This is a genomic window from Mesorhizobium sp. WSM4822, from assembly GCF_055811155.1.
Map to the genome: position 1 here is coordinate 118,982 of NZ_JBVVQM010000005.1, position 26,447 is coordinate 145,428.

Sequence of the window (26,447 nt, forward strand, 5' to 3'; positions counted from 1 at the left end):
CGAATGGGTTGATTGAAATTCTGCCGCACTCTACCCGCATCCGCGTGTCGATAAAGAGGCAATTCATCCAGTGTTGCGCGATGTCTCATCCGCAGTTGCGTGATATCGGGCGATCTGAAACAAATCCCGGCGAAGCGGAGAATTCGGATGTCTGGAAAGAACTGGGATCGCGTGCCGATCGATGCGCAAAGTGTCGACGCCCCGCTGTCGCTTTCGGCGGTCTTTCTTGTCGTCACCGTCGCCAGCGGTCAGACCGCGCTCGCCAAGATAGCCTCCGTGCTCGGCGGCCTCGATGATCTCGTCAAAACCGTCGGGTTCCGCGATCTTTCCGGGCGGCTTTCGTGCATTGCCGGCATCGGCCGCGATCTCTGGGATCGTCTTTCCCCAGATCGGCGACCGCTGGAACTGAAACCGTTTGCGCCGATCAAGGGTGCCGTTCATTCGGCGCCTTCGACCGCCGGCGATCTTCTCTTCCACATCCGCTCCGAGCGGCCCGATATGTGCTTCGAGTTCGAGCGCATTCTGCTCGACAATCTCGGTGATGCCGTGAACGTCGTCGACGAGGTTTCCGGCTTTCGGTACTTCGATGCGCGTGACCTGCTCGGCTTCGTCGACGGCACGGCCAACCCGACCGGGCTGGACCTTCCGGCCTCGGCACTCGTCGGTGATGAGGACGCCGACTTCGCCGGCGGCAGCTATGTCGTCGTCCAGAAATACCTGCACGATCTCCAGGCCTGGGCGCGCATTCCGACGCCCGAGCAGGAAGCGATCATCGGCCGCACCAAGATCGACAACATCGAAATCGATGATGACGACGCACCGCGCAAATCGCACAAGTCGCTGGCCACCATCGAGGATGCCGATGGCAACGAGTACGACATTTTGCGCGACAACATGCCGTTCGGCAGGCCGGGGCAAAAGGAGTTCGGCACCTATTTTATCGGCTACAGCAGGTATCTCTGGGTGATCGAGAAGATGCTGCAGCGAATGTACATCGGTGAGCCGCCGGGCGCTTACGACCGGCTGCTCGATTTCTCGACGCCGCACACCGGCACGACGTTCTTCGCCCCAACCCGCCCCATGCTGCAAACCCTTGTTGAGGGCGCATAGAAGACGCCTGCGACCGCACGTCAGGCCGGCGTCCCAACGATTTCACCCGGCGATTGTCAGAACCCTCAGCGTGCGTCGCGCTTTGCTTGCGCCACTTTGGCCGCCTTGCGCTGCCGGCCAAGCTCCATCGGTCGGACGAGGTCTTGCGCCCTCTGGTTTGCCACCGACCGCATCCCCTTGCGCGCGGTGCGCGAATTGAAAGCAGGGCCTTCCGGCGTCGCCCCTTGCTTCATGACAAATACCTTGCGCGCGTTTTCGATCAGCGAAACGCTGGCCGCCAGCTGCCGGCGCCGCTCGGCCTCGCCATTCAGCCGCCGCATGGTCATGGCCAGCACCGCAAGCTTTGTCTGCGAACCGCCATCGGACTTTGAGGGCGCGGCGCCTTTCGGCGCTCCCTTGCCGCGTATCTCACGCCGGCGGCGGTGTGCTTGGGTCTGCGCCTTGTCGCGCCGCTCCCGCAACAGCTTGACCAGGCCGGCAAGATCGGCGTCGGAAAGCTCCTGCACCGCCGGGTGGTGCGACTTCTCCACCAGTTCCTGTTCGTCAGCGCTCAGCGCACGCGCCGCTTCCTTGCGTGAAATCGCCATGAAGTCGTTCCTCCGTTGGTGGAGCTTGCCTCTTCCGCTCGTCCCAGGCCGAAGTCTGCGTCCAAACGACGGTTCGATCAAGGTACAGGGAAATCCCGGTGATCAACCACGCCCCAAAAGCCGTGAGAAAAATCCCGTTGGCTTGACACGGCGCGTGGGAACAGCATGACAGACACTTTCCATCAGCGCCGGCAGTACCGCCCCCTGATGAAGGCTGGCCGAAAAGTTCTCGGTGATGAATTCCAGCGTCGAATCGTGGAACGTGAGTACAAAGTGCTGATAACCGGAAAACAGCTCCGGTGTATGGGACGTATGAACCCGATTTACCTTTTCGAAGGAGGAGATCCAGGTAGAATTGAGAACTTCGAACGCGGAATAAGGCTGCAGCCCAAGTCCATAGAGACGGTGCCCGCTGATGGCTTCGTCGTTCGACGGGCCGAATTGCAACGCCAGATAGGGTTCTGCCGTTAGGATTACGATCGATTGATCGCCGGTCACAGACGAGATCGAGCGTGGATTCGTGCCGTCGAATTTTGGATCCGGTCTGTGGGCGACGTAAGCAACGAGCAGCCTGCGCTCATCGGCGAAGACATGAGGCAAAGGCGCGCCGGCGGACGATGGCGGCACGTCGATCGGCAGCAGTGTCTCGCTTGAGGCCACTCCTCTATTTCCCCGCCGTCGGCAAGATCTTGCCAGGGTTCATGATATCAAGCGGATCCAGCGCGTGCTTGATGGTGCGCATGATGTCGACGCCGTGGCCTAGCTCATGGCGCAGGAAACCGATCTTGCCCTGGCCGATGCCGTGCTCGCCGGTGCAGGTGCCGTCCATGGCGATCGCCCGCATGTTGAGCCGCGCGACGAACTTTTCCGACAACGCGATCTCCCTGGGATCGTTGACATCCATCAGCACCAGCACGTGAAAATTGCCGTCGCCGGCGTGGCCGACGATCGGCGCGATCAGACCCATCTCTTCTATGTCGGCTTCGGTTTCCATGACGCATTCGGCAAAGCGCGAGATCGGCACGCAGACATCGGTCGACAGCCCCTTGGCGCCCGGCCGCAGTGTCAGCGACGACCAGTAGGCGTCATGCCTGGCCTTCCACAGTTTGGTGCGCTCCTCGGCGACGCTGGTCCACAGGAACGGCCCGCCGCCATTCTCTTCCGCGATCATGCCAAAGGTCTCGGCCTGTTCGGCAACACCGGCATCGCTACCATGAAACTCGACGAACAGGCACGGGCTCTCGGGATAGTCGAGCTTGGAATAATTCTTCATCGCCCGCATCTGCAGCGCGTTGACCAGTTCGATGCGCGCCACCGGGATGCCCATCTGGATCGTCGCGATGACAGCGTTGCAGGCCGCCTCGACGCTCGGAAACGGGCAGACGCCGCCGGAGATCGCCTGCGGGATGCCTTGCAGCTTCAAGGTCAGCGAGGTGATGATGCCGAGCGTGCCTTCCGAGCCGACCAGCAGCCGCGTCAGATCATAGCCGGCCGAGCTCTTTTTCGCCCGCTTGCCGGTCGTCACCGTCTCGCCGTCGGCCATGACGGCGGTCAGCGCCAGCACGTTCTCGCGCATCGTGCCGTAGCGCACCGCATTGGTGCCGGAGGCCCGCGTCGCGGCCATGCCGCCCAGCGAGGCATTGGCGCCGGGGTCGATCGGAAAGAACAGTCCGGTGTCGCGCAGATGCCGGTTCAAATCCTCGCGGGTGACGCCGGGTTCGACCGTGCAGTCGAGATCCTGCGGATTGACCGCCAGGATACGGTTCATGCGCGACGTGTCGACCGATATGCCGCCGCCCGGCGCGTTGGTATGGCCTTCCAGCGAAGAGCCGACGCCGAAGGCGATCACCGGCACGCGGTGCGCGGCGCAGGCGCGCACGATCTCCTGCACCTCGGCCGTCGTCTCGGGAAAGGCGACGCCGTCAGGCGCCTGCGTCGGAATATAGGTGGTGGTGTGCGCATGCTGCGAGCGGATCGCCTGGCCGGTCTGGAATCGCTCGCCAAGCTGTTGCTTGAGGATGCCGAGCACCGCTGCGATGCCTTCCTCGTTGCGTTCGACCGGGTTGAGGTCGCTCAGAGCCATGAATTCCTCCGCGAATGGACCAGCGTCCACGCTTGTTATGCGATTATGGATGCGTAGTCTTACCCGCCACGCTCTGTCCAGCGCCAGAACAAGGAAGTTTCGATGCCCATCCCCACTCCCTTCGTCTCGAAACCCATGGACATCGAGAAGGACTGGATTGACTATAACGGCCATCTCAACATGGCCTATTACAACGTGCTGTTCGACCGCTGCTCGGACGATGCCTTCGAGGCAATGGGCATGGGACCGAACTATGCCAGGGATCGTCGCCTCACCATCTACACGGCCGAAGTCCATGTCTGCTACGTGCAGGAACTGCACCTCGAGCACAAGGTCACGGTCTCCTTCCAGCTCATCGACCACGACGACAAGCGGCTAAGGGCCTATCAGGAAATCCGCCATGTCGACGGCTGGCTGGCCGCGACGTCCGAATCGCTGTCGCTGCATGTCGACATGTCCGGGCCGAAGGTGGCGCCCTTCCCCGCCGATGTGCTGGCCAGGGTCGAAGCCATGCGCGCCGCCCATTCGGCACTGCCGATGCCGGAACGGGCCGGCCGTTCGATCGGCATCAAACGCAAATAGGGCAAAGCCCACACCTTCTCGTTCCCGGCTTCAAAGCCACACCCGCAATCTAAAATCGCGGAACCCTCCCATTGGCCGGCGGCGGCGCTTGAAGCGGCACGGCGCCCTCGTTAACCTTACCAAGGTTTTAACGGGAACAAGCCATCTGAGCCGTTGCGCGACTCAGCGGGTCGGTCGAAAACGATCCGCATCGAGGTAGCGACACGGGCGGCGCGGCGCCGGTTCGAGGAAAGTGCATGAAAACCGACATCAAGGTCGAGGTGGACAGGCTGGCTGCCGATCCGCGCATCACCGACTACGATTTCTGGCGCTCACTCAAGAACGTCAACAACGAGATCTTCCACATCGCCAACAACAACGAGCCGATCCCTTTCGACATGATCCGGTGGCGTGCCATCCTGAAGCAGGCGCGCATGAAGCGCGGCCACGCATAGGTTCCTCTCCCGTAGGTCAAGCCTGGCGCCTCAACGCTCCCAGCGCCGAGCGCGCCACCACCGGCGACGACTGGATGATCGCCGTATTGGTCATCGCATAAGGAATGATGCGGTCGATCACCCGCTCGAGTTCGGCCACCGAGCCGACATGCGCCAGCGCGACGAAACAATCCTCTCCGGTCACCCGGTCGCATTGCACGATCTCCGGCAGTTCGCGGATGATCTCGGCCACGAGGGCCAGTTGCCCCGGCACCGGCCGGATGCGCAGCCACGCCGACAGCGGCAGGCCGAGTGTCGCCGGGTTGATCCTGACCGAATAGGCCTCGATGACGCCGCTTTCCTGCAGCCGCTTGATGCGCTCGGCCACGCTCGGCGCCGACAGGCCGACCGAGCGTGCCAGTTCCGCCGTGCTGGTGCGCGCGTCCTTTTCCAGCAGACGCAGGATCTTCATATCCGCGGCATCCAGGTCGACACTTTCAGTTCGAAGGCGCTTCATGGGAAATTCCTTGCTTCCGAGAGAAATCTCGCCAGACGAGCCCATCATCACTCATATAAACCGGCAAATATGCCTGCGATACTGATCCGGTGGATGATCAAACGCAAGCTCTTACGGCAGATCCTGCCCCCGGCAACCCCACCCTGGCCAGGCTGACGGAAAAACTGCCGCCGCATGTCTGGTTCGGCATCAGCGCGGTCTTCCACTATCTCGGGCCGGCTTTCGCCGTGCTGCTTTTCCCGCATGTCGGCGTGCTCGGCATGGCATGGCTGCGCATCGCCACGGCAGCACTCATCTTCGCGCCGCTGACCCGCCCATGGCGAAGCTTCGCCCGCGCCGATCGCTCGACGCGGCTGCTGTTGCTGGCCTTCGGCGCCTGCCTGGCGGTGATGAACTGTTCGTTCTACCTGGCGCTCGACCGCCTGCCGATCTCGCTGGTGGCGATCGAATTCGTCGGCACCATCGGCGTCGCGGCGATCGGCCTCAGAAGCCCGCGCAATCTTGCCGCACTTGCCGTCGCCGTCGCCGGCACCTTGCTGCTCATCGATGTCAGATGGTCCGATGACCCCATCGGGCTGTTCTGGGCCTTCCTCAACGGCGCGCTGTTTGTCGGCTACATCGTGCTCGGCCACCGCGTCGCCGCTTCGGGCGCCGGCGGCGGCATTGCCGGCCTGGGTGCCGCCATGGCGATCGCCTTCATCGTCGTGCTGCCGATCGGCCTCACCGATGCGCTGCCGGCCTTTTTCTCACTGCCGCTGCTGTTCGCCGCCATCGGCGTCGGCATCTGCTCCTCTGTCATTCCCTACATCTGCGACCAGCTCGCCATGTCGCGGCTGCCACGCGCCAGCTTCGCGCTGATGCTGTCGCTGCTGCCCGTCACCGCGACGCTGATCGGCGTCGTCGTGCTGCGCCAGATGCCAAGTTTTACCGATTGCCTCGGCATTGCGCTGGTGGTCGCCGGCGTCGCCTTCCACAAGCCGGCGAACACGGATTAGACGAACGCCCCTATGCCAGTTTCTGCTTGAGGAAGGCGATCGTTCTGCCCCAGGCGAGGTCCGCCGCCTTCTTGTCGTAGCGCGCTGCCGACGTGTCATTGTTGAAGGCGTGGTTGGCGCCTTCATAGACATAGACCGTGTATTCGACATGCGCCGCGTCGAGTTCCTTCTTGAAGGCGTCGATGCCGGCATTGATGCGCTCGTCCAGTCCGCCATAGTGCAGCAGCAAGGCCGCCTTGATCCTGGATACATCGGCGGCCTTCGGCTGCATGCCGTAATAGGCAACGCCGGCACTGAGGTCGGGCGCGTTGATGGCCAGCATGTTGACCGTGCCGCCACCCCAGCAGAAGCCGATGGCGCCGACCTTGCCGTTGCCGTCCTTGTCGCTCTTGAGGAAAGCGACGGTCGCGACACCGTTGGCGATGGTCTGCGCCGGATCGAGCTTGGCGAACATGTCGCGCGCCTTGTCTTCATCGGTTGGCGTTCCGCCGAGCGGCGACAGGAAATCCGGCGCCAGCGCCACGAACCCCTCCAGCGCCACGCGTCGCGTCACATCGCGGATATGCGGGTTGAGCCCCCTGTTCTCATGCACGACGATCACCGTCCCAAGCTTGCCCGCCTTGTCCGCCGGCTTGACCAGGTAGCCCTTCATCTCGCCGCTGCTGCCGGGATAGCTGATGTCCTCGCCCTTCACCCGCGGATCGTTGTCGGCGACAACAGCCGCTTGCGCCGAATTTGCCGCCAGAAGCGGCGCGATCGCGGCGGCCGCCGCACCCGATCCGGCAAGCCGGGTCAACTGCTCCATGAACCGGCGGCGATCGAGCGTCAGATGCGTATATTCGTCATAGGCGTCGATCATCGCCTGGGTGATGGCGGGCTTGGCGTCGGGTTTCGTCATGGATGGGGTCCTCTGCTTCGGGCTTTAGTTCCCAGCTACATAGGGACCAAGCCGGCATGATCCAGTCGAGCACTCATGGCGGCCGCCAATTGCCTCAGGGCGCAGGGCGCCGGCCGCGCCCGAGCAGTAAAGCCGGCGCCATGCGCGGCCATGTCATCACTTTTTGGTCATTGGCGATAAATCCTGCTGGCGCTGCCACAATCGTGAGGGAAGGTGGCTACCGACCAGTATCTTGGCCGTGTGCCCACACGTCAGACCCAGAAGGAAGCGATGACCATGACCATGCCTTCCCCGATCCTCGCCAGCGCGCTCGTCCTTGCGGCGACCGCCGCTTTGGCCCTGTGCTCGATGGTTCTGAACGTGGGCAGACGATCGTTGATCAGGGTCCGCACTGAGCGGAACCGCAACACGAAAACCCAGGGCTGAGTGACGCCATGAACGTCCAGGACATCGTCAACACCGTTTCGCAGAAGGCGGGCCTCGACCAGGCGACGACGGAGAAAGTCGTCGGCACCATCTTCTCGGTGCTCGAACACGAGGCGGAAGGCACCAGCGCCTCGGCGTTCTTCGCCAGGATCCCCGGCGCCGACGACCTCGCCCATCAATATGACGTCATGGCTGCCGCTCCGGCCGGCGGTGGCGGTTTTCTGTCGTCGTTGCAGGGCGCGCTTGGCGGCGTTCTCGGCGAGAAGGCCGGCGCGCTGATCAACGGCGTCGCCGCGCTCAAGGCATCCGGGCTCGACATGGCGCAGATCCAGAAGGCCGGCGCGACGCTGATCCAGCAGGCCGAAGCCGCCGCCGGCCCCGACCTGACCAACAAGGTGCTCGGCTCGGTGCCCAGCCTGAAGGGCCATCTGGGGATTGGCTGATCGACAATCGGGCCGATCGGAAGATTTGCCGCCCCTCATCGCCCAGTCGGGCACTTTTCCCCGTCACTATGCGGGGAAAAGATACCGGCACAGATGATGGGCGGCGCGACCTCTGAGAGATCGCGCCCCCCTGCGCCCCTACTTCGGCAGCGCGTAGGCGATCACATAGTCCCCGGGCTTGGTGCCGACCGAACCGTGGCCGCCGGCGACGATGACCACGAACTGGCGGCCGTCGGCCACCGTATAGGTCATCGGCGTCGATTGCCCGCCGGCCGGCAGCCGCGCCTGCCACAGCTGCTTGCCCGATGTCAGGTCGTAGGCGCGCAGATAGTCGTCGACCGCCGCCCCCAGGAAGGCGACGCCGCCAGCGGTGATCATCGGCCCGCCAATGCCCGGCACCCCGACCTTCAGCGGCAGCGGCAGCGGCGTCATATCGTAGACGGTGCCGTTGCGGTGCATGTAGGCGATCTTGCCGGTCCTGAGATCGGCGCCGGCGACATAGCCCCAGGGCGGCGCCTGGCAAGGAATGCCGAGCGGCGACAGGAACGGTCCCATCACCACCGCATAGGGCGCGCCCTCGTTGCGGTTCAGCCCCTGCTCGCTGCCGCGCCCCTCGTCCGGTGGCGGCACCTGATCGCGCGGAATGAGCTCCGACTTGAACGCCAGATAGGTCGGCATGCCGAACAGCACCTGCCGGACCGGGTCAACGGCGACGCCACCCCAGTTGAAGGTGCCGAAATTGCCGGGATAGATCAGCGAGCCCTGGACGGAAGGCGGCGTATAGCGACCCTCATAGCGCAGGCCCTGGAATTCGATCCGGCAGGCCAACTGGTCGAACATGGTTAGGCCCCACATGTCGGCGCCGGTGAGCGGCTTCGGCATGAAGGTAAGGTCGGAGACCGGCTGCGTTGGCGATGTGTGGTCACCTTCGATCGCGCCGCCGGGCGCCGGCACTTCGTTGACCACAATGACCGGCTCGCCGGTGCGGCGGTCGAGCACATAGAGGTCGCCCTGCTTGGTCGGCCCGACCAGCGCCGGCACCACCGTGCCGTCGGGTTTGGTGATGTCGATCAGGCTCGGCTGCGCCGGCACGTCCATGTCCCAGAGATCGTGGTGCACGGTCTGCCGCACCCATCGCACCTGCCCGGTGTTGAGGTCGAGCGCGGTGATCGACGACGAGAACTTCTCGACATTGGCGCTGCGCCCGGCGCCGAGCTGGTCCGGCGTCTGGTTGCCGAGCGGCACGTAGAGCAGGCCGAGTTTCTCGTCGGCGCTCGGCGTCGACCACATGTTGGGCGAGTTGGCGGTATAGGTCTGGCCGGCCGGCAGCGGCGTTGTCTGGTCCGGATTGCCGGAATCCCAGTTCCACACCAGCGCGCCGGTGGCAGCGTCGTAGGCGCGGATGACGCCGGATGGCTCCTGCGTCGAATAATTGTCGTTGACCGCGCCGCCGACGATGATCTTGCCGCCTGAGATCAGCGGGGCCGAGGTCGAGTAATAATAGCCCGACTTCGGATAGGGCATGTTGGTCAGAAGGTTCAGCGTGCCGCCCTCGGCGAAAGCCGGGCAGATCTGCCCGTTGGCGGCATCGAGCGCGATCAGCCGCGCATCCGAGGTCGGCAGATAGACGCGGGTCGCACAGGGCTGCCCGGCGGCGCCGGCGGCATCGGCGTAATAGGCCACGCCGCGGCAGGTCTGGTGCTGGCGGTCCTTGTCGAGCTTGACCTTGGGATCGAAGCGCCATTTCTCCTTTCCGCTCGCGGCATCGATGGCGATGGCGAAATTATGCGGCGTGCAGATGTAGAGTGTGTCGCCGATCTTCAGCGGCGTCACCTGATAGGTGGTCTCGCCGACATCGTCGGGACCCTTCACATCGCCGGTCTGGTAGGTCCAGGCAGGCTGCAGCTTGGCGACATTGTCCGGTGTGATCTGGTCGAGCGGCGAATAGCGCTGGCCGAACTGCGTGCGGCCGTAATAGTGCCATTCGCCGGCCGGCACATCATTGCCGAGATTGGCGTTGGCGACCACCTTGTCGGTGCCGAGTTCGCCGGCAATATCCTTCGGATCCGAAGTCATCGAATAACCGGCGACGGCCAATGATGCCAGCACGGCAAGGATCAGCGGCGCGCGCCCGTCAGGGCCGACGAGACCCCGCCTCGCCCACGGCGTCAGCAGCCAAAAAGCGAGAAGCACGATGATGCCGCCGCGAGGCCCGAGTTCCCACCAGTCGAAGCCGGTTTCCCAGACCGCCCAGGCCAACGTGCCGAGCACGATCACCGCGTAGAGCCACAAAGCAGTCGACCTGCGCCGGTAAAGCAGCCAGGCGGCGATCAGGAAGGCAAGGCCGGCAACGACATAGTACCAGCTGCCGCCCAGCATCGCCAGGCGGATGCCGCCGCCGCCGAGTGCCAGGCCGATGAGGAAAAGAATGAGGGAGGTGATGGTGACAGCCAAGATGATACTCCTTCGACTGTTGCGCTTCGCGGCGCTGCCATGGCAACCCGGCATTGCGTCGCTGCCCGAAGCACAACTTTCTCCCGACGGTCCCGCCTGTCAAGCATGGGCCTCAAGCGCAGGCGGTAATGGTCCATCGCAATTGGGATAACATCGACCGCACTGGGAGCGTGGGCAGCAATCGGGCACTTTAGCGGAACAAAACGTAGACAGTTCTGGTCTTTCCCCACCGAATCACTACATTCGGGGCGATGTCCGGCTTTTCCGAAGACATGCCCTTTTTCGACGAACCCAACGCGCGGCCCCCGGCCCCGTCGGGCATCGCCGCGCGCGCCATGGCTGCCCGCAGCGGACACAACAACGCACCCGACTACCTGAAGGGCCTCAACCCGGAGCAGCGGCTAGCGGTGGAAACCACCGAAGGCCCGGTTCTGGTGCTGGCCGGAGCCGGCACCGGCAAGACCCGCGTGCTCACCACCCGCATCGCTCACATCCTCGCCACCGGCAAGGCGTTCCCGTCGCAGATCCTCGCGGTGACCTTCACCAACAAAGCCGCGCGCGAGATGAAGATCCGCATTGGCGTGCTGATCGGCGAAGGCAATGTCGAGGGCATGCCATGGCTCGGCACCTTCCACTCGATTGGCGTGAAGCTGCTTCGCAGACATGCCGAACTCGCCGGTTTGCGCTCCGACTTCACCATCCTCGACACCGACGACGTCGTGCGGCTGATCAAGCAGCTGATCCAGGCCGAAGGTCTGGACGACAAGCGCTGGCCGGCCAAGCAGTTCGCCCAGATGATCGACGGCTGGAAGAACAAGGGGCAAGGCCCGTCCGACATCGCCGAGGGCGACGCCCGCGCCTTCGCCAACGGCAAGGGCCGCGAACTCTACAAGGCCTATCAGGAGCGGCTGAAGACGCTGAACGCCTGCGATTTCGGCGACCTGCTGTGCCACCCGATCCGCATCTTCCGCGCCAATCCGGACGTGCTCAAGGAATACCACAAGCGCTTCAAATACATCCTCGTCGACGAGTACCAGGACACCAACACCGCCCAGTACATGTGGCTGCGCCTCCTGGCGCAGCGGCCTCAAGGCAAGCCGATCTCCCCCCTTGAGGGGGAGATGTCCGGCAGGACAGAGGGGGGCGCCTCGCGCCGACAGGCTGGAGGGACAGCGCCCCCCTCTGTCGCCTCCGGCGACATCTCCCCCTCTAGGGGGGAGATCGGGCGCTCTTCGACTGACACCCGCGCCACCGTAAACATCTGCTGCGTCGGCGACGACGATCAGTCGATCTATGGCTGGCGCGGCGCCGAAATCGACAACATCCTGCGCTTCGACAAGGATTTTCCCGGCGCCACCATCATCCGGCTGGAGCGCAACTACCGCTCGACCGCGCACATCCTTGGCGCCGCCTCCCACCTCATCGCCCACAATGAGGGCCGCTTCGGCAAGACGCTGTTCACGGACCGCAACGATCCCGAGGACGGCAAGGTGCATGTCCATGCCGCCTGGGATTCCGAGGAGGAAGCCCGCGCCGTCGGCGAGACCATCGAGACCTACCAGCGGCAAAAGCACAATCTCAACGACATGGCGATCCTGGTCCGCGCCTCCTTCCAGATGCGGGAGTTCGAGGATCGCTTCGTCACGCTCGGCCTCAACTACCGCGTCATCGGCGGCCCGCGCTTCTACGAGCGCATGGAAATCCGCGATGCGCTGGCCTTCTTCCGCGTCGTCGCCCAAGGCGCCGACGACCTCGCTTTCGAGCGCATCGTCAATGTGCCCAAGCGCGGCCTGGGCGAAGCCACCATCCGCCAGATCCACGACACCGCGCGTGCGCTGCGCATCCCGATGCTGGAGGCCGCCGCCAAGCTGGCCGAAAGCGACGAGTTGAAGCCGAAGCCGCGCGCCGCACTTCGTGAAGTGGCGGCCAATTTCGAGCGCTGGCAAAAGGCGCTGGAAACCACGCCGCACACCGAACTCGCCGAGTCCATTCTCGAAGAGAGCGGTTACACCGACATGTGGAAAAACGACCGCTCGGTCGAAGCGCCCGGCCGGTTGGAAAACCTGAAAGAGCTGATCCGCTCGATGGAAGAGTACGAATCGCTGCGCTCCTTCCTCGAACATGTCGCACTGGTCATGGATGCCGAGCAGAATGCCGGGCTCGACGCCGTCTCGATCATGACGCTGCATTCGGCCAAGGGCCTCGAATTCGAGACCGTCTTCCTGCCCGGCTGGGAGGAAGGCCTGTTCCCGCACCAGCGTGCGCTGGATGAAGGCGGCCGCTCCGGGCTGGAGGAAGAGCGCCGCCTTGCCTATGTCGGCCTGACTCGTGCCAAGAAGAACCTGCATCTTTGGTTCGTCTCCAACCGCCGCATCCACGGCCTGTGGCAGTCGACCATCCCGTCACGCTTCCTCGACGAACTGCCGGAAGCCCATGTCGAAGTCGCCGAAAGCGGCAACAGCTATGGCGGTTATGGCAATTCCTACGGTGGCGGTTCTTTTGCCTCCGGCCGTGGCGGCCAGGGCGCAGGACGGCAGAACCCCTATGGCGCCTCGCGCTTCGACACTGTCGGCGCCGACGCCGAAAAATCCGGCGCCTTCTCCAACACCTATGCGACACCGGGCTGGCAGCGCGCGCAGGCCAACCGCACCGAGGCGACCGACCGCAACTGGGGCTCGCGCTCCGGCCACCAGGTCGAGCGCATCGGCTATGGCGAGACGGACAGCGGCTACGGCGCCGGCCGCACCTCGGTCAAGGGCCGCACCATCGACGGCGAACTGGTCGCCAAATCCGTCGCCGACAAGCCCTCCCCCTTCAGCGTCGGCGACCGCGTCTTCCACCAGAAATTCGGCAACGGCAACATTTCGGCCATCGAGGGCAACAAGCTGACCATCGACTTCGACAAGGCCGGCCAGAAACGCGTGCTGGACGGGTTTGTGGCGGCGGTGTGAAGATGGCGTTTTCCCGCGGACAGCTCCCACCTTCGTCATCCACGGGCGGAGCAGGAGCGAAGCGACGTCGCGGAGACCCGAGGATCCATGCCGTGACCTTGGCCGTGGAGTGCAGCTGAGCAGAATTCTCCACCGTAGTGACGCGTTGAAGTCGCGGCATGGATCCTCGGGTCTGCGCTGCGTCGCTACGCTCCTTGCTTCGCCCGTGGATGACGAAAACGATGAGCGTCTCCGCCAATCGTCAAGGCATGCGATCCGCCAACGAAACCCTCACCTGTACCTTGCCTGGTTCCATTTATGCCCCAGCAGCGACAGGATGATGATCAGGCCGTTGAAGAACTGCACGTAGAAGCCGCTCAATCCCGCCGCCACGACGCCGGTCTGGATGAAGGACACGGTGACCGCACCGATGGCGCCGCCGACGACCGTGCCGATGCCGCCCCAGGTCGGCGTGCCGCCGACGAACACCGAGGCCAGCACCGGCAGGAGGTAGCCGTCGCCGGCGGTCGGCCACCAGGTGAAGTTGATCATCACCGAGAAGGTGCCGGCGAGCGCAGCCCCGATGCCGACGAAGACGAACACTTTCACCCGCACGCGCTTGACGTCGATGCCCATCTGCTGGGCGCTGTCGGGATTGTCACCGACCACCCTCACCTGCGCGCCGAAGCGGTGGCGGTTGTAGAGCATCGCCGACAGCACGACGAAGCCGATGGCCCAGAAGATCTGCACCGGAATGCCCAGGAGCTGGCTGGAGAAGATCGTATAGGCCCAGCTGTCGCTGAGGCTGGTCAGCGCCATCGACTTGCCTTCGTTGATGATCTGGATCAGGCCGCGCAGCAGGAAATTCATGCCGAGCGTGGCGATCAGCGACGACAGCCCGCCATAGACCACCAGCGACCCGACCAGGAAGCCGAGCAGCATGCCGGTGACGAGTGCGGCGGCGATGCCGAGGAACGGATCGTAGCCGGCCTGCACGACCAGCGCGAAAACCCATGAGGCAAAACCCATCGTCGCCGGAAACGACAGGTCGATCTCACCGCAGGTGACGACGAAGACCAGCGGCACCACCACGAACAGCGCAACGGGGAGCGTCGTCAGCACCGAGCGGTAGAGATACCAGGTGGTGAAGACGGTCGGGTTGGCGATCATGAACACCGTCATCATGACGATGAACACGGCGAGCGTGCCGAGCGCGGCACGGTTGTCGAGGATGAAGCCGCGCATCCAGTGATCGGAAGGGTGTTTCCACTCTTTCTGGGCACTGGGGCGGGCAATGCCGGAGGACGGCTCGTGCAGATCTGGCTCCATGGTCTTGCTCATCGTGCTCTCTGCTCCGCGTCGCCGGCATCGTGCAGTCCGGCCAATCCGCCGGGATGCGCGACCTCTTCCATGAAGTTGATGAGATCTTCGGCCGACTTGACCTCGCTGCGGTCGGTCGTCAGTGCGACCTTGCCGCGATCCAGCACGACGAAGCGATCGGCGATGTCGAAGACATGATGGATGTTGTGGCCGATGAACAGGATCGAGCGGCCGCTCGCCCGCACCTGGCGCACGAAATGGAACACCTTGGCGGTTTCGGTCAGCGACAGCGCCGTCGTCGGCTCGTCGAGGACGATCAGCTCGGCCTGCTTGTAGATGGCGCGGGCGATCGCCACGCCCTGGCGTTCGCCGCCCGAAAGCTGGCCGACGATCGACTGCGGCGTGAACACTTTCGAGGTGAAGCCGATCTCGCGCATCAGCCGGCTCGCTTCCTCGATCTCCTTGTTGACCCTGAGAAAGCCCATGAAGCCGGTCAGCTCGCGGCCCATGAAGATGTTGCGAACGATGGTCTGCTGCACGGCCAGCGCCCGGTCCTGGAACACCGTCTCGATGCCGGCCTCGCGCGAACGCGCCGCACTCCACCCGGTCACCGGCTTGCCGCGCACGAGGATTTCGCCGCTGGTCGGCTTGACCACGCCGGACAGGATCTTGATCAGCGTCGACTTGCCGGCGCCATTGTCGCCGAGCAGGCCGACGACCTCGCCGCGGTCGACGCTGAGATTGACCCCGCCCAGCGCATAGACCTGGCCATAGGACTTGCTGATGTCGCGCAGTTCGATGAGGCGTTCTGCCATCGGATCCTCGCTTGATTGTCTGTTGCCGGCTTTGTCGCCAGCGGTCCCGCCGGCCGGGGCCTGAGATCCCGGCCGGCGGCTTGGGAGGTCAGCGCAGCGCCTGCTTGGCGAGCTCAGCGACGATCTCGTAATTTTCGGGCGTGACGAAACCGGCGCCGGTGTCGACATTCATCGGCGCCAGCCCCAGAACAACCTGCTGGCAGAGGCTGAGGATCGGCAGATAGCCCTGCAGGAACGGCTGCTGGTCGGCGGTCAATTGCACCCAGCCGCCCTTGAAGCCCTCGACGATCTGCGGGCTGGTGTCGAAGCCGAAATTGAATATCTCGCCCGCCTTGCGTCCGGCCGCCTGCATGTAGGTCGATACATTGCCGAGCATCTGCCCGCCGGGATAGCCGACCGCCTTGACGTCGGGATTGTTGAGCAGCGCCGCGGTAATCACCGGAATGGCCAGATTGGGATCGGACGCCCATTCGCCGCTCGGCGGAGAGGACAACTGGATGACCTCGACGCCAGCGTCCTTGAGCGCGGCCACCGTCCCGCGCTCGCGCGCGCCGCGGCTTTCGTTTTCGAACGGACCGATCATGATCGCCTTGTCGCCGGCCTTCAGCTTGCCCAGCTTGAACGCCTCGGCGCCGAGCGCGCGGCCCTGCTGCTCCTGCTGGGCGCCGACATAGCCGCCGCCGAACGCTTCCACCACCTTCGGCACCGGCACGTTCTGGTACATCATCTTGATGCCGTCCTTGTGTGCCTGTTCGGCCAGCGGCATGATCGACGCGTCGCCCGGGTGGCCCATCATGGCGATGCCGTTGGGCTTGACCGCGACGGCCTCACGCAGTTGCTGCACCATCTTTTCGATGTCCCACTGGGAGAAGATGTAGTCGACCTTCGGCCCGAGATCGGCCTCTGCCTGCTTGGCACCATTGTAGACGATGGTGCCGAAAGCGTCGCCCTCGGCGCCACCGACGAAGAAGCGGATGTGGACGTCCTTGCACCATTTGGCGTCGAGCGCCCGCGCGGGCAAGGTGGAGATCGCAGCGGCAAGCATCGTGGCGGCGGCCACGACGGTCGAGCGCAGAACTGTCCTTCTCATCGTCATGCTCATGCACTTATCCTCCCTTTTTGTCCTCGCAAGCGAGGGGTTCGACATTCGCTTCGGCAATGTGCGTTGCAGACATCCCGGCCGGCTCCTCCCGCCGGCCGATCCTCACATCGGGTTCGGCAGGTAGCTGGCCCCTCCCCGGCATTGCTTGAGATATTCAAGCGCCCGCACCTGGCCGGTGATCTCGAGGTCGCCGCGATAGACCGGGTCGTGCCAGCCTTCGATATCGATGGCCCCCTTGTAGCCGGCCAGCCGCAATTCGCTGATCACCCGCGTCCAGTCGCTGTCGCCGAAACCGGGCGTGCGCATCTGCACGAAGGGCAGCCGGCCGAACACGCCATGCTCGCGGATGACATCCCAGCGCACCGTCGCGTCCTTGCCGTGGACATGGAAGATACGGGGCGCCCATTTGCGGATCTGGGGTATCGGATCGATCAGGTAGACGAGTTGATGGCAGGGCTCCCATTCCAGCCCGAGATTGTCATCGGGCACTTCGTTGAACATCAGCTCCCAGGCGTCCGGATTGTGGGCGATGTTCCAGTCACCGGCGGCCCAGTTGCCGTCCATGGCGCAGTTTTCGAAGGCGATGCGCACCCCCCTGTCGGCGGCACGCCTGGCTAACGCCCCCCAGACCTCCCTGAAGCGCGGCAGGCTGTCGGTCAGCTTCTTGCCGCGCAGGCGGCCGGTGAAGCCGCTGACCATCGAGGTGCCGAACAGATGCGCATTGTCGATGACCGTTTCCCAGGCCGCGAGCACGCCGCGATCGACCTCGCCGTCTTCCAGCGGATTGCCGAAAACGCCGAGCGAGGACACGGTGACGTCGGCATCGCCGATCGCCTCGCGGATCTGGCCGGCGAGAAGCGGCAGGTCCTTGCCGCCAAGCGTTTGCCAGAAGAAGGGCTGGATGCTCTCGAAGCCGTGCGGCAGGATCTGTTTGACGTAAGCCGCCGGGTCGTCGAGATTGGCCCGCACCATGGTGCCGATCCGGATGTCGAGAAGCGGGTTCGGCGTCATTGTGTGTCCTCTGCGATTGTCACGCGGCGGCCGGTCTCGGCGCTTTCGATGGCGCCGAAAACCATGGCCAGGCTCTTGATGTTGTCGGCGCCGCGCGTTTCCGGCTCGGTGCCGGTCTCGATGGCGTGCACGAAATCCTGGAGAATGCCGAGATGGCCGCCGACGCGATCGGACGCATCGAGCGGCGGCACCGCGATCGGCTGGGTTTTGTCGAACATTCCGTCGCGGCCCGGCATCACTGCTTCTGCCCTCAGCTCGTCATTGCCGTCCCAGAGCAGGCTGCCGCGCTCGGCGACGATGCGCCATGTACTTTCCCAACTGGTGCGGAAGCCGGCGGCGCACCAGCTCCCGGCATAGGTGAAGACCTTGCCGCGGCCGAGATCGAAGACGGCGCTGGCCGACGATCCCTGCCGGTACCAGGAATTGGCCGGCTCCCATTCCTGGCAATAGACGCCGGCCGGCTCGCCGGCGACCATATAGCGGGCGGCGTCGAATGTGTGGATCGCCATGTCGAGCAACAGCACATGCGCCATCTCCTCGCGAAAGCCGCCGAAATGCGGCGCGACGAAGAAGTCGGCGTGGATGCTGGTCGGCGTACCAATGGCGCCGGAATCCAGGAACCTGCGGATGCGCCTGACATTGGCGACATAGCGGCGGTTCTGCACGACGGCGTGAATGCGCCCGGCGCGGCGAGCGGCCTCGACGATGGCGCGCGCATTTTCCGGACTGTCGGCGAGCGGCTTTTCCGTCAGCAGATGGCAATTGTGGGCAAAAGCGGAAAAAGCGACTTCGCGCCGGGCGGCTGGAACCACCACGTCGAACACCGCTTGCGGTTTGGTCTGGTCGAGCACGGCGTCGAGATTGCTGCCGATGACGGCATTGGTGAGGTCGTATTCGCGCGCCCTCGCCCGTGCCCTGTCGGCATCGAGATCCACGAGGCCGATAAGGGTGAGCCCGTGGATCTGCCTGATGGCATCGAGCCAGGCCTTGCTCATCGCTCCGCAGCCGACCAGGACGACATCGATCATCCAGCGCTCCTCCTCCGCTCGGTCCCTCCAGACCGATCGTCACGGCATCCACGGCAGGACCGTAAACGTTTTTCCGTAAACGTTTACGAGAACACACCCGAAGGCGTAGAATGTCAATCGGCCCTTGGCGAAATTCGTCTTACCGCCTTGGCCTGAGCGGCTACCGGTGCTAGCCAAGCAAGGGGGAGAACAGTCTCTTGGCGTCCAGCATTCACGACCTTGCCCGTCACTTGAACATATCGATCGGCACGGTGTCGCGGGCGCTGAACGGCCGCGCCGACGTCAATGCCGACACGCGCCAGCGCGTGCTCGAGGCGGCCAGGACGCTGAACTATTCGCCGAACCAGTCCGGCCGCAGCCTGAGGCAAGGCGCCACCCGTTCGATCGCCTTCATGCTGCAGCCGCATCCCGGCGACCAGCAATATGGCGAGCCGTTCTTCATTCCGTTTCTGATCGGGCTGCAGGCCAGGCTTGCCGAAAGCGGGCTCGACCTGACCGTGGTCATGGGCGCGCCGGGCGACTACCAGCAGGAGCGCCTGCGCCGTGTCGTCGAGACGCGCCGCGCCGATGCCGTGCTGCTGGCCTGGACGCGGCGCGAGGACGAGCGCATCGACTATCTCACGCAAGCCGGCTTTCCGTTCGCCACGCTCGGCCGCAGTCGCTCCGGGGCCAAGTCCTATCCTTCCCTCGACCTCGATTTCGAGAAGGCCGGCGCCGACGCCGTCGACCGCCTTGTGGCGCGCGGTCACCGCCGTATCGCCGCTATCCGCCCGTCGCTCGACCTCAATTTCGGCTATCTGTTCCTCGCCGGCTACCGCAAGGCCTTGCGGCGGCACGGCATCGAGGTCGACCCGGAGCTGATCGCGTCCGGCTTCATCAACGAGGCCGGCGGCTACAAGGTGACGCCCCAGGTCATGCGCTCCAAGGCCCCGCCGACCGCCATCATCTTCAACAATGATGCAATGGCGCTGGGCGGCTGCAAGTCGCTGGCCGAGATGGGCATCAGGCCGGGCCAGGACATGGCGGTAACCGTCATCGTCGACACGCCGCTCTGCCGCTATTTTTCCCCGGCGTTGACCGCCTTCCGCCCGGCGCTGGAGCCAATGGGACAACGGCTTGCTGAAATGCTGCTGGCGTCGCTTCCCGCCTTCGCCGGCCCGGAGGGGCCGCGGATCATCCGCGAAGTCTGGCCGCTGGAACTGGTGGCGCGCGACAGCGATTGATGGTGGCAGCAGGGCCGCCGATGTCGTCTCCCCTCAAACAGCACACCGGTGCCGCAGTGCACCGGCCGCAACCTTGAATGCGCGGGAGGCGCTGCAGGTTCCGGATCGCGCCACAACCAGGGCGATCAGCGAGAGCCGGCCTTAAGACACTGGCGCCGCTCCGCCCTCTGCCGTGCGCCGTGCGATAAACTCATCCAGCACGCCTGATGTGGCGGCAGCCGTTGCCGGCGGCGCGAAATCGGCAAGCACCCGCCTCCAGACACCGGTGGCGCGCTCGCTCGCTGTCTTCGAGCCGCTTTGCGTCCAGTTGCCGAAATTCGACCAGTCGGCCACCAGCGGTTCGTAGAAGGCGGTGCGGTAGCGCGCCATGGTGTGACCGGCCGAGAAGAAGTGGCCGCCCGGCTGCACCTCGGCGATCGCCTCGAAGCCGATCGTATCGGTGTCGCCGGGCGTCGCGGCACAAAGTTCAGCCACCGTCTGCAGCGCCTCGATGTCGGTGATCAGCTTCTCGAAGGAGACACTGAGGCCGCCCTCCAGCCAGCCGGCGGCATGGATGCACATCGTCGCTCCGGCCAGCACCGAGCCCCACAGCGCGAACTGCGTCTCGTGCGCGGCCTGCGCGTCTGAGATGTTGGCCGCACTGCCGCCGCCGGAACGCCACGGCAGTCCGGTGAAGCGCGCCAGCTGACCGGCGCCCAGCGTCGCCTTGACATGCTCGGGCGTACCGAAGGCTGGCGCGCCGGATTTCATGTCGACATTGGAAGAGAACGAGCCGTAGACGACCGGTGCGCCGGGCCGCACGATCTGCGCCAGCGTCAGCCCGGCCAGCGCTTCGGCATGCTGCAGCGTCAGCGCGCCGGCGACCGTGATCGGCGCCATGGCGCCCGCCAGGCAGAACGGCGTGATCACGGAGATTTGGCCCGCGCGGGCGAAATCGATGATGCCTTGCGCCATCGGGATGTCGAGCTGGCGCGGCGAGTTGGTGTTGATGACGGTGTAGCAATATGCATTTGCCAGAAACTCGTCCTGCGACAGGCCGCGCGCCAGACGAATCATCTCGAACCCGTCCTCGACTTGCGGGGTGCCGCGCGCGAAGACGAACGGGAGCTTGTCCGACAGCGTCAGCTGCGCGCGGTTGACGGCATAGTGGCGAAAGCGGTTGTCGACATCCTGCGGTTCGATGCAGGGTCCGAGCATATGCAGCACGTCGAAATGCTGCACCAGCCGCATGAGATCCTCGAAATCCGCCAGTGTTCCCGGCCGCCGGCCGCGCTCGAGATCCGTGACGTTCGGCGCCCCGCATCCGGCGAGGAAGGTCATCGAGCCGAGCTCCAGCGTCAGATCGCGGGCGCGCGAACCGGCGTGAGCGTGGATCGATCTCGGCGCCGAGGCGAGTGCCGCCGTCACCATGTCGCGGCCGATGCGCACCATGTCGGTGTCCGGATCGACCAGCGCGCCGGCGCTGGCGAAGTGCTCACGCGCCTGCGGCAGCAGCACCTTGATGCCGAGCTCTTCCAGCACCCGCAGCGCCGTGTCGTGAATCGCGGCCACTTGATCGTCCGAAAAGATCGGCTGCGGCAGGAACGGGTTCTTCAGCGAATGGTAGTTGGGACGGCGGCTGCTTTCGCTGCCGGCCTCGCCCGTGCGTCCACGCCGGCGTTCGCGCCTGCCGTCCCGTGCCGCGTCATCGACCATCGGAAATCCTCCTCATTGCCGCATTGCCTTGCCCTCGGGATCGTAGGGCGAGGCCGCGACGACACGCGCCGGCCGTTCCTCACCCACGACATGCACGGAGAGCGCGGTGCCCTCGCCTGCGAAATCGCGGTCGACCAGCGCCAGCGCCAGGCTCTTGCCGACCGTATAACCGTAACCGCCCGAGGTGACGAAGCCGACGCGCCGGCCCTGATGCCAGACCGGCTCGAAGCCACCGGCATCGGCGTCGAGCGCATCGATTTCCAGCGTCACCAGGCATTGGCCGCTGCCGGCCTCCCGCTGCTTCAACGCTGCTTCGCGGCCGATGAAGCCGCTCTTGCCGAAAGCGATGAAGCGGTCGAGACCGGTCTGGCCCGGCGTGTAGCCTTGCGTGAATTCGCGCGACCAGATGCCAAAGCTCTTCTCCAGCCGCAGTGCATTGAGCGCGTAATAGCCGATTTCGGCAAGGCCGAGATCCTCGCCCGCCGCCAGCAGCGTTTCGCGCAGAGTGGCATGCATGGTCACGGGGCAACTGATTTCGAAGCCGAGCTCGCCTGATATAGACAGCCGCGCTACACGGGCCTGCACCATGCCGATGTCGAATGTGCCGCAGGCCATGAACGGCAGCGCTGCGCCGGACACATCCTGATGCGTCGTTCGCTCCAGTATTTTGCGCGCATTCGGCCCCGTCAGCAGGAAGCCGCTCATCGTGTCGGAGAGGTCGTCGACGGTGACGCCTTCAGCCGCATGGCTCTCGAACCAGCGCATGTGGAATTCCCGGAGATAGTAGGAGCCCATCAGCCAATAGCTGCCGCCGCCCCAGTTGAAGACGGTGAGGTCGCCCTTCAGCCGTCCGTCACGACCGAGCATCGGCGCCAGGCCGGCCCGCCCCGGCTTCGGCAGCCTGCAGGCGAGCAGCCGGTCGAGCCAGGCTTCCGCACCTGGCCCCGCCACCGCATAGCGCGAATAGGCCGAGATATCGACGAGACCGGCGGCGCGCCGCACCTGCAGCGCCTCGTCGCCGACGATGTCGAAGGCGTTGGAGCGCCGCAGCGTCGTGTTCTCGGCAAATTCCATCGGCGCGAAATAGGCCGGGATTTCCAGTCCCCAGGAAGCCGTCCATTCGCATCCCGCGGCCGTCATGCCGTCATAGGCGCCGGGGCGTTTCAGCGGCCGGCCGGCGGGCAGCCGTTCATTGGGAAAGGTCATGACGAAGCGGCGCGAATAGAACTGGCGCGTCGTCTGCCTGAGATATTCCCGGTTGGCGGCGAAGGCGCCGTAGCGAGCGATGTCCATGCCGAAGATGTCGGCCTGCGGTTCGCCGAAAATCATCCACTCGGCCAGCGACTTGCCGACGCCGCCGCCCTGGCTGAAGCCGGCCATGACGCCGCAGGCAACCCAGTAGTTCCTCAGCCCGCGCACCGGCCCGACAATCGGATTGCCGTCCGGCGTGAAGGTGAAGGCGCCGTTGATCCATTTGCGGATGCCGGCCGTCGCCAGGCAAGGAAAGCGCTCATGCGCCTTGGCGAGTTCGGGGCTGATGCGACCGATGTCTTCCGGGATCAGCTCGATGCCGTAGTCCCACGGCGCGCCATCCATGTTCCAGTGCTTCGGGTTCTGCTCATAGACGCCAAGCAGCACGCCCTTGCGCTCCTGCCGCAGGTAGGAGAAGCCGTCGAGATCGACCGCGATGCCGATTTCCCGGTCAAGTGCTGCGATCTCGGGAATGTCTTCGGTGATGAAATAATGGTGCTCCATCGGCGTCACCGGCAGGTCGATGCCGGCCATGCGGCCGAGCTGCTTTGCCCACAGCCCGCCGGCATTGACGACATGCTCGGCGATGATGGTGCCCTGCTCCGTGACGACATCCCAGCGACCGTCGGCGCGCGGCTTCAACTCGACCACCCGGTTGCGCAGGATGATGTCGGCGCCGCGCTTTTTTGCAGCGCCGGCATAGGCGTGCGTCGTGCCGTACGGGTCGAGATGGCCTTCGTTGGAATCATGCAGGCCGCCAAGCACGCCGGTGACGTCGACGATCGGGCAGATCGCCTTGATCTCGTCGGGCGTGACAAGGCGCGCGGTCTCGATGCCAACCGACTGGAACACCGCCCAGGCCGATTTCAGCCACTCCCAGCGCGCGGGATCGCTGGCGATGTTGACGCCGCCGGTCATGTGCAGGCCGATATCCCAGCCGGATTCGGCCTCGATCTCGCGGTAGAGATTGATGGTGTAGTCCTGCAGCGCCGCCACGTTGGGGTCGGCGTTGAGCGCATGGAAGCCTGCCGCCGCGTGCCAGGTCGAACCGGCCGTCAGTTCGGCGCGCTCGATCAGCGCCACATCGCTCCAGCCAAATCGCGTCAGATGATAAAGGACGGAGGCCCCGACCACGCCACCCCCGATGACGACTGCGCGGTAGTGCGACTTCAAGGCTTCCCCTCCACGGTTAGTCCGAAGGCTGGAGCATATATGCACTGGACATAAGTGTCTAGTGCCGCCCGCGCGCATCGTTTTTCGTCGACCGCCGGCATGCACTGCGCGCTGTCACGCAAGCATCATGTTCGCGCCGTAGACCGCGTTTCGGGGAGGCTTGCGCGGCATCATCGATGTCGCACCTCTTTCAGTTTTTCGTCCCGCGGCCGCTCCGGCACATCCGTCACAAAGAGGATTATCCATGAAACACCTATATCGAACCGCGTCGCTCGGCGTCGCGCTGGCCTTGTTCACCGCCTTGACGCCGGCGCTCGCCGACAGCACCGCGACCGTCGGCGGCACGAGCTTTGTCAACAAAGGGCTGGTCGGCGTCGGCCGCATCCCGGCCGCTCAGCGCGACAAGTTCGGCGAGACGTTTGGTTCGGGCTCGGGCATGTCGATCGACACATCAGGCTGGACGCATGAGGCCGCCGGCTACAAAGGTTCGCTCTGGCTGCTGCCGGATCGCGGCTACAATGTCGTCGGCACCACCGACTACCGGCCGCGCCTCAACACCGTCGCCATCGAGTTTACCCCGGTGGCACCAGGTGCGGCACCTGCTGCCGGCCAGCAGCAGACCGGCGTCAAGGCAACGCTCGCCGACACCATGCTTCTCACCGACGACAAGGGGGCTGATGCCACAGGCCTCGATCCGCTCAACGGCGTGCGCGCGGCAAGCGGCGACATGCCGATCCTGCCGCAAGCCGACAATGGCAAGCTGGCGCTCGACAACGAGGCGATCGTGCGGCTGCCCGATGGTTCGATGTTCATCTCCGACGAATACGGCCCGAACATCTATCGGTTTTCCGCCGACGGGCATCTGCTGTCGGCAACCCAGCCACCGGCTGCGCTGGTGCCGATGCGCCACGGCACGCCGAACTTCGCCTCGGACAATCCGGGACCCGGTGCCGCCGAGCCCGATCCGAAGGATCCCGACACCGGCCGCCAGAACAATCAAGGCCTCGAAGGCATGGCGATGACGCCCGACGGCAAGTTCCTGATCGCCGTGCTGCAGTCGGCGGCCAGGCAGGACGGCGGCGATTCCGGCTCGACCCGCCAGAACACCAGGGCGCTGGTCTATGACGCGTCCGACCTCGCCCACCTCAAATTGGCGCACGAATATGTCGTGCCGCTGCCGGTGTTTAGGGATGCCAAGGGCAAGACCAAGGTCGCCGCGCAGAGTGAGATCGTGGCGCTCTCCGACAAGACCTTCCTGATGCTGGCGCGCGACAGCGGCAACGGCCAGGGCCTGAAGGGCGATGCCTCGCTCTATCGCCAGGTCAACGTCGTCGACCTATCCACCGCGACCGACATCGCCGGCGGCGCCTTCGACGCCGCTGACAAGCCGGTCGCCCCCAAGGGCATCGTCGACCCATCGGTGACACCGGCCAAGCTGACGCCATTCATCGACATCAACGACAGTGCCGAGCTCGGCCGCTTCGGCCTGCACAATGGCGCGCCCAACGACCAGGACAACCTTTCCGAGAAGTGGGAGGCGATGTCGGTGGTCAGCGTGCTCGATGCGAAGCTGCCCGACGACTACTTCCTGTTCGTCGCCAACGACAACGACTTCCTCGCCCAGGACGGTTTTCAGGTCGGCGCGCCCTACAAGGCCGAAGACGGCGCCAATGTCGACACCATGTTCCTGGTCTATCAGGTCACGCTGCCGGGTCTAGCCAAGAAGTAACGACCACTGCACGGACGGGCGCGCTTGGCGCGTCCGCCCGGAGCACTATTGCTGGTGTTTTTCCAGGCAGATTGATTGAGAAGGCTTACTTCAAGAACTCCGCGTCCTTCGGGACGCCCGCATCTATCGGCTCGGCGGTTCTGCTCGACACGGCCATGATCTTGCCGGCGGCCAACAGGTTGGGACGCACGAAGACCTGAGCGGGGCCGTTGACGCGGCTGTAGAGGTCGATGATGTCCTGGTTCATGAAGCGCACGCAGCCCGACGAAGCGTTCTTACCGATGGAATCCCACTCCGGCGTGCCGTGCAGCCGGTACATCGTGTCCTTGCCGTCGCGGAACAGATACAGCGCGCGGGCGCCCAACGGGCTCTGCGGGCCGGGCGGCATGCCGTCCTTGTATTTCGCCAGTTCCGGCCGGCGCTGGATCATCTCCGGCGGCGGCGTCCAGACCGGCCACTTCTTCCTCGCCTGGACCACGGCGCTGCCGGTCCATCCGAAACCGGCTTTGCCAAGGCTGACGCCATAGCGAATAGCTGTGCCGCCGTCGCGCACCAGATAAAGGAAGTGCTCAGACGCATCGAGGATCAATATCCCATTCCGGAAGCTTTGAGAACATGATTAGATCACGGCATGACCTGTCCCGTTGAATCGGCAATCATCG

General features: G+C 64.7%; 22 protein-coding genes and 1 pseudogene. 9 read left to right on the forward strand and 14 right to left on the reverse strand.

Annotated features, from left to right (window positions below):
• The first annotated feature begins 147 nt into the window (after positions 1 to 147).
• On the forward strand, positions 148 to 1,110 hold the full coding sequence (locus AC0L3E_RS13690) for a Dyp-type peroxidase (RefSeq protein ID WP_127328903.1): 963 nt from the start codon (positions 148 to 150) through the stop codon (positions 1,108 to 1,110).
• Between the two features lie 65 nt (positions 1,111 to 1,175).
• Here AC0L3E_RS13690 and AC0L3E_RS13695 read toward each other — a convergent pair whose 3' ends face one another.
• The 3 genes from AC0L3E_RS13695 to AC0L3E_RS13705 all read right to left on the reverse strand — a co-directional run bounded on the left by AC0L3E_RS13695 (position 1,176) and on the right by AC0L3E_RS13705 (position 3,780).
• Positions 1,176 to 1,697, reverse strand: a complete 522-nt coding sequence (locus AC0L3E_RS13695) for a hypothetical protein (protein ID WP_128309009.1) — start codon at positions 1,695 to 1,697, stop codon at positions 1,176 to 1,178.
• Between the two features lie 102 nt (positions 1,698 to 1,799).
• Positions 1,800 to 2,357 (reverse strand): hypothetical protein, encoded by a 558-nt coding sequence (locus AC0L3E_RS13700; RefSeq protein WP_128309010.1) that lies wholly within the window; start codon positions 2,355 to 2,357, stop codon positions 1,800 to 1,802.
• Between the two features lie 4 nt (positions 2,358 to 2,361).
• Complete coding sequence (locus tag AC0L3E_RS13705; RefSeq protein WP_128309011.1) at positions 2,362 to 3,780, reverse strand: FAD-binding oxidoreductase; 1,419 nt, start codon at positions 3,778 to 3,780, stop codon at positions 2,362 to 2,364.
• 102 nt (positions 3,781 to 3,882) lie between these two features.
• On the opposite strand from AC0L3E_RS13705, the gene AC0L3E_RS13710 reads away from it, so the two are divergent.
• Together AC0L3E_RS13710 and AC0L3E_RS13715 are read left to right on the forward strand one after the other, a co-directional pair.
• A complete protein-coding gene (locus tag AC0L3E_RS13710) occupies positions 3,883 to 4,362 on the forward strand; it encodes a thioesterase family protein (RefSeq protein ID WP_023813101.1) in 480 nt (159 codons plus the stop codon).
• A 236-nt stretch (positions 4,363 to 4,598) separates the two neighbouring features.
• Positions 4,599 to 4,796 carry a hypothetical protein gene (locus AC0L3E_RS13715; protein ID WP_013531006.1) on the forward strand — a complete coding sequence of 66 codons (198 nt, stop codon included), beginning with the start codon at positions 4,599 to 4,601 and terminating at the stop codon, positions 4,794 to 4,796.
• A 16-nt stretch (positions 4,797 to 4,812) separates the two neighbouring features.
• On the opposite strand, the gene AC0L3E_RS13720 is transcribed toward AC0L3E_RS13715, so the two are convergent.
• Positions 4,813 to 5,292, reverse strand: coding sequence for an Lrp/AsnC family transcriptional regulator (locus AC0L3E_RS13720; protein ID WP_128309012.1), 480 nt, complete (start codon positions 5,290 to 5,292; stop codon positions 4,813 to 4,815).
• Between the two features lie 89 nt (positions 5,293 to 5,381).
• Between AC0L3E_RS13720 and AC0L3E_RS13725 the strand changes: the two genes are divergently transcribed.
• Positions 5,382 to 6,287 (forward strand): EamA family transporter, encoded by a 906-nt coding sequence (locus tag AC0L3E_RS13725; protein WP_473604961.1) that lies wholly within the window; start codon positions 5,382 to 5,384, stop codon positions 6,285 to 6,287.
• Positions 6,288 to 6,297: 10 nt separating this feature from the next.
• On the opposite strand, the gene AC0L3E_RS13730 is transcribed toward AC0L3E_RS13725, so the two are convergent.
• On the reverse strand, positions 6,298 to 7,185 hold the full coding sequence (locus AC0L3E_RS13730; RefSeq protein WP_292696589.1) for a dienelactone hydrolase family protein: 888 nt from the start codon (positions 7,183 to 7,185) through the stop codon (positions 6,298 to 6,300).
• Between the two features lie 270 nt (positions 7,186 to 7,455).
• Between AC0L3E_RS13730 and AC0L3E_RS13735 the strand changes: the two genes are divergently transcribed.
• Both AC0L3E_RS13735 and AC0L3E_RS13740 read left to right on the forward strand, forming a co-directional pair.
• Positions 7,456 to 7,611 carry a hypothetical protein gene (locus tag AC0L3E_RS13735; protein WP_473604962.1) on the forward strand — a complete coding sequence of 52 codons (156 nt, stop codon included), beginning with the start codon at positions 7,456 to 7,458 and terminating at the stop codon, positions 7,609 to 7,611.
• An 8-nt stretch (positions 7,612 to 7,619) separates the two neighbouring features.
• Positions 7,620 to 8,054 (forward strand): hypothetical protein, encoded by a 435-nt coding sequence (locus AC0L3E_RS13740; protein ID WP_352761651.1) that lies wholly within the window; start codon positions 7,620 to 7,622, stop codon positions 8,052 to 8,054.
• Between the two features lie 138 nt (positions 8,055 to 8,192).
• Here the strand turns inward: AC0L3E_RS13740 and AC0L3E_RS13745 are convergent, their stop codons facing one another.
• The gene (locus tag AC0L3E_RS13745; protein WP_473604963.1) at positions 8,193 to 10,508 is read right to left on the reverse strand and encodes a glucose/quinate/shikimate family membrane-bound PQQ-dependent dehydrogenase; all 2,316 of its coding nucleotides are present in this window, start codon (positions 10,506 to 10,508) and stop codon (positions 8,193 to 8,195) included.
• 251 nt (positions 10,509 to 10,759) lie between these two features.
• On the opposite strand from AC0L3E_RS13745, the gene AC0L3E_RS13750 reads away from it, so the two are divergent.
• Entirely contained in the window at positions 10,760 to 13,459 is a 2,700-nt protein-coding gene (locus AC0L3E_RS13750) for an ATP-dependent helicase (protein WP_473604964.1), read from the forward strand.
• A gap of 270 nt (positions 13,460 to 13,729) precedes the next feature.
• On the opposite strand, the gene AC0L3E_RS13755 is transcribed toward AC0L3E_RS13750, so the two are convergent.
• From AC0L3E_RS13755 to AC0L3E_RS13775, 5 genes are all read right to left on the reverse strand, one after another.
• Positions 13,730 to 14,779, reverse strand: coding sequence for an ABC transporter permease (locus AC0L3E_RS13755; protein WP_473604965.1), 1,050 nt, complete (start codon positions 14,777 to 14,779; stop codon positions 13,730 to 13,732).
• A complete protein-coding gene (locus AC0L3E_RS13760; protein WP_013530993.1) occupies positions 14,776 to 15,573 on the reverse strand; it encodes an ATP-binding cassette domain-containing protein in 798 nt (265 codons plus the stop codon). The genes AC0L3E_RS13755 and AC0L3E_RS13760 overlap by 4 nt, the downstream gene beginning before the upstream one ends.
• An 88-nt stretch (positions 15,574 to 15,661) precedes the next feature.
• Positions 15,662 to 16,675: a substrate-binding domain-containing protein gene (locus AC0L3E_RS13765; RefSeq protein WP_127269007.1), complete on the reverse strand. Its 1,014-nt coding sequence runs from the start codon at positions 16,673 to 16,675 to the stop codon at positions 15,662 to 15,664.
• Between the two features lie 102 nt (positions 16,676 to 16,777).
• Positions 16,778 to 17,686 (reverse strand): sugar phosphate isomerase/epimerase family protein, encoded by a 909-nt coding sequence (locus tag AC0L3E_RS13770; protein ID WP_128309803.1) that lies wholly within the window; start codon positions 17,684 to 17,686, stop codon positions 16,778 to 16,780.
• Entirely contained in the window at positions 17,683 to 18,714 is a 1,032-nt protein-coding gene (locus AC0L3E_RS13775; protein ID WP_128309802.1) for a Gfo/Idh/MocA family protein, read from the reverse strand. The genes AC0L3E_RS13770 and AC0L3E_RS13775 overlap by 4 nt, the downstream gene beginning before the upstream one ends.
• A gap of 197 nt (positions 18,715 to 18,911) precedes the next feature.
• On the opposite strand from AC0L3E_RS13775, the gene AC0L3E_RS13780 reads away from it, so the two are divergent.
• A complete protein-coding gene (locus tag AC0L3E_RS13780; protein WP_127270067.1) occupies positions 18,912 to 19,937 on the forward strand; it encodes a LacI family DNA-binding transcriptional regulator in 1,026 nt (341 codons plus the stop codon).
• A gap of 141 nt (positions 19,938 to 20,078) precedes the next feature.
• On the opposite strand, the gene AC0L3E_RS13785 is transcribed toward AC0L3E_RS13780, so the two are convergent.
• The gene (locus AC0L3E_RS13785) at positions 20,079 to 21,632 is read right to left on the reverse strand and encodes a trimethylamine methyltransferase family protein (protein WP_473604967.1); all 1,554 of its coding nucleotides are present in this window, start codon (positions 21,630 to 21,632) and stop codon (positions 20,079 to 20,081) included.
• 12 nt (positions 21,633 to 21,644) lie between these two features.
• On the reverse strand, positions 21,645 to 24,056 hold the full coding sequence (locus tag AC0L3E_RS13790) for a GcvT family protein (protein WP_473604969.1): 2,412 nt from the start codon (positions 24,054 to 24,056) through the stop codon (positions 21,645 to 21,647).
• A gap of 244 nt (positions 24,057 to 24,300) precedes the next feature.
• Here AC0L3E_RS13790 and AC0L3E_RS13795 point away from each other — a divergent pair, with 244 nt between their 5' ends.
• Positions 24,301 to 25,785, forward strand: a complete 1,485-nt coding sequence (locus AC0L3E_RS13795; protein WP_473604970.1) for an esterase-like activity of phytase family protein — start codon at positions 24,301 to 24,303, stop codon at positions 25,783 to 25,785.
• Positions 25,786 to 25,870: 85 nt separating this feature from the next.
• Here AC0L3E_RS13795 and AC0L3E_RS13800 read toward each other — a convergent pair.
• Positions 25,871 to 26,365, reverse strand: a pseudogene (locus tag AC0L3E_RS13800) (L,D-transpeptidase); the annotation flags it as partial.
• Positions 26,366 to 26,447: the final 82 nt, after the last annotated feature.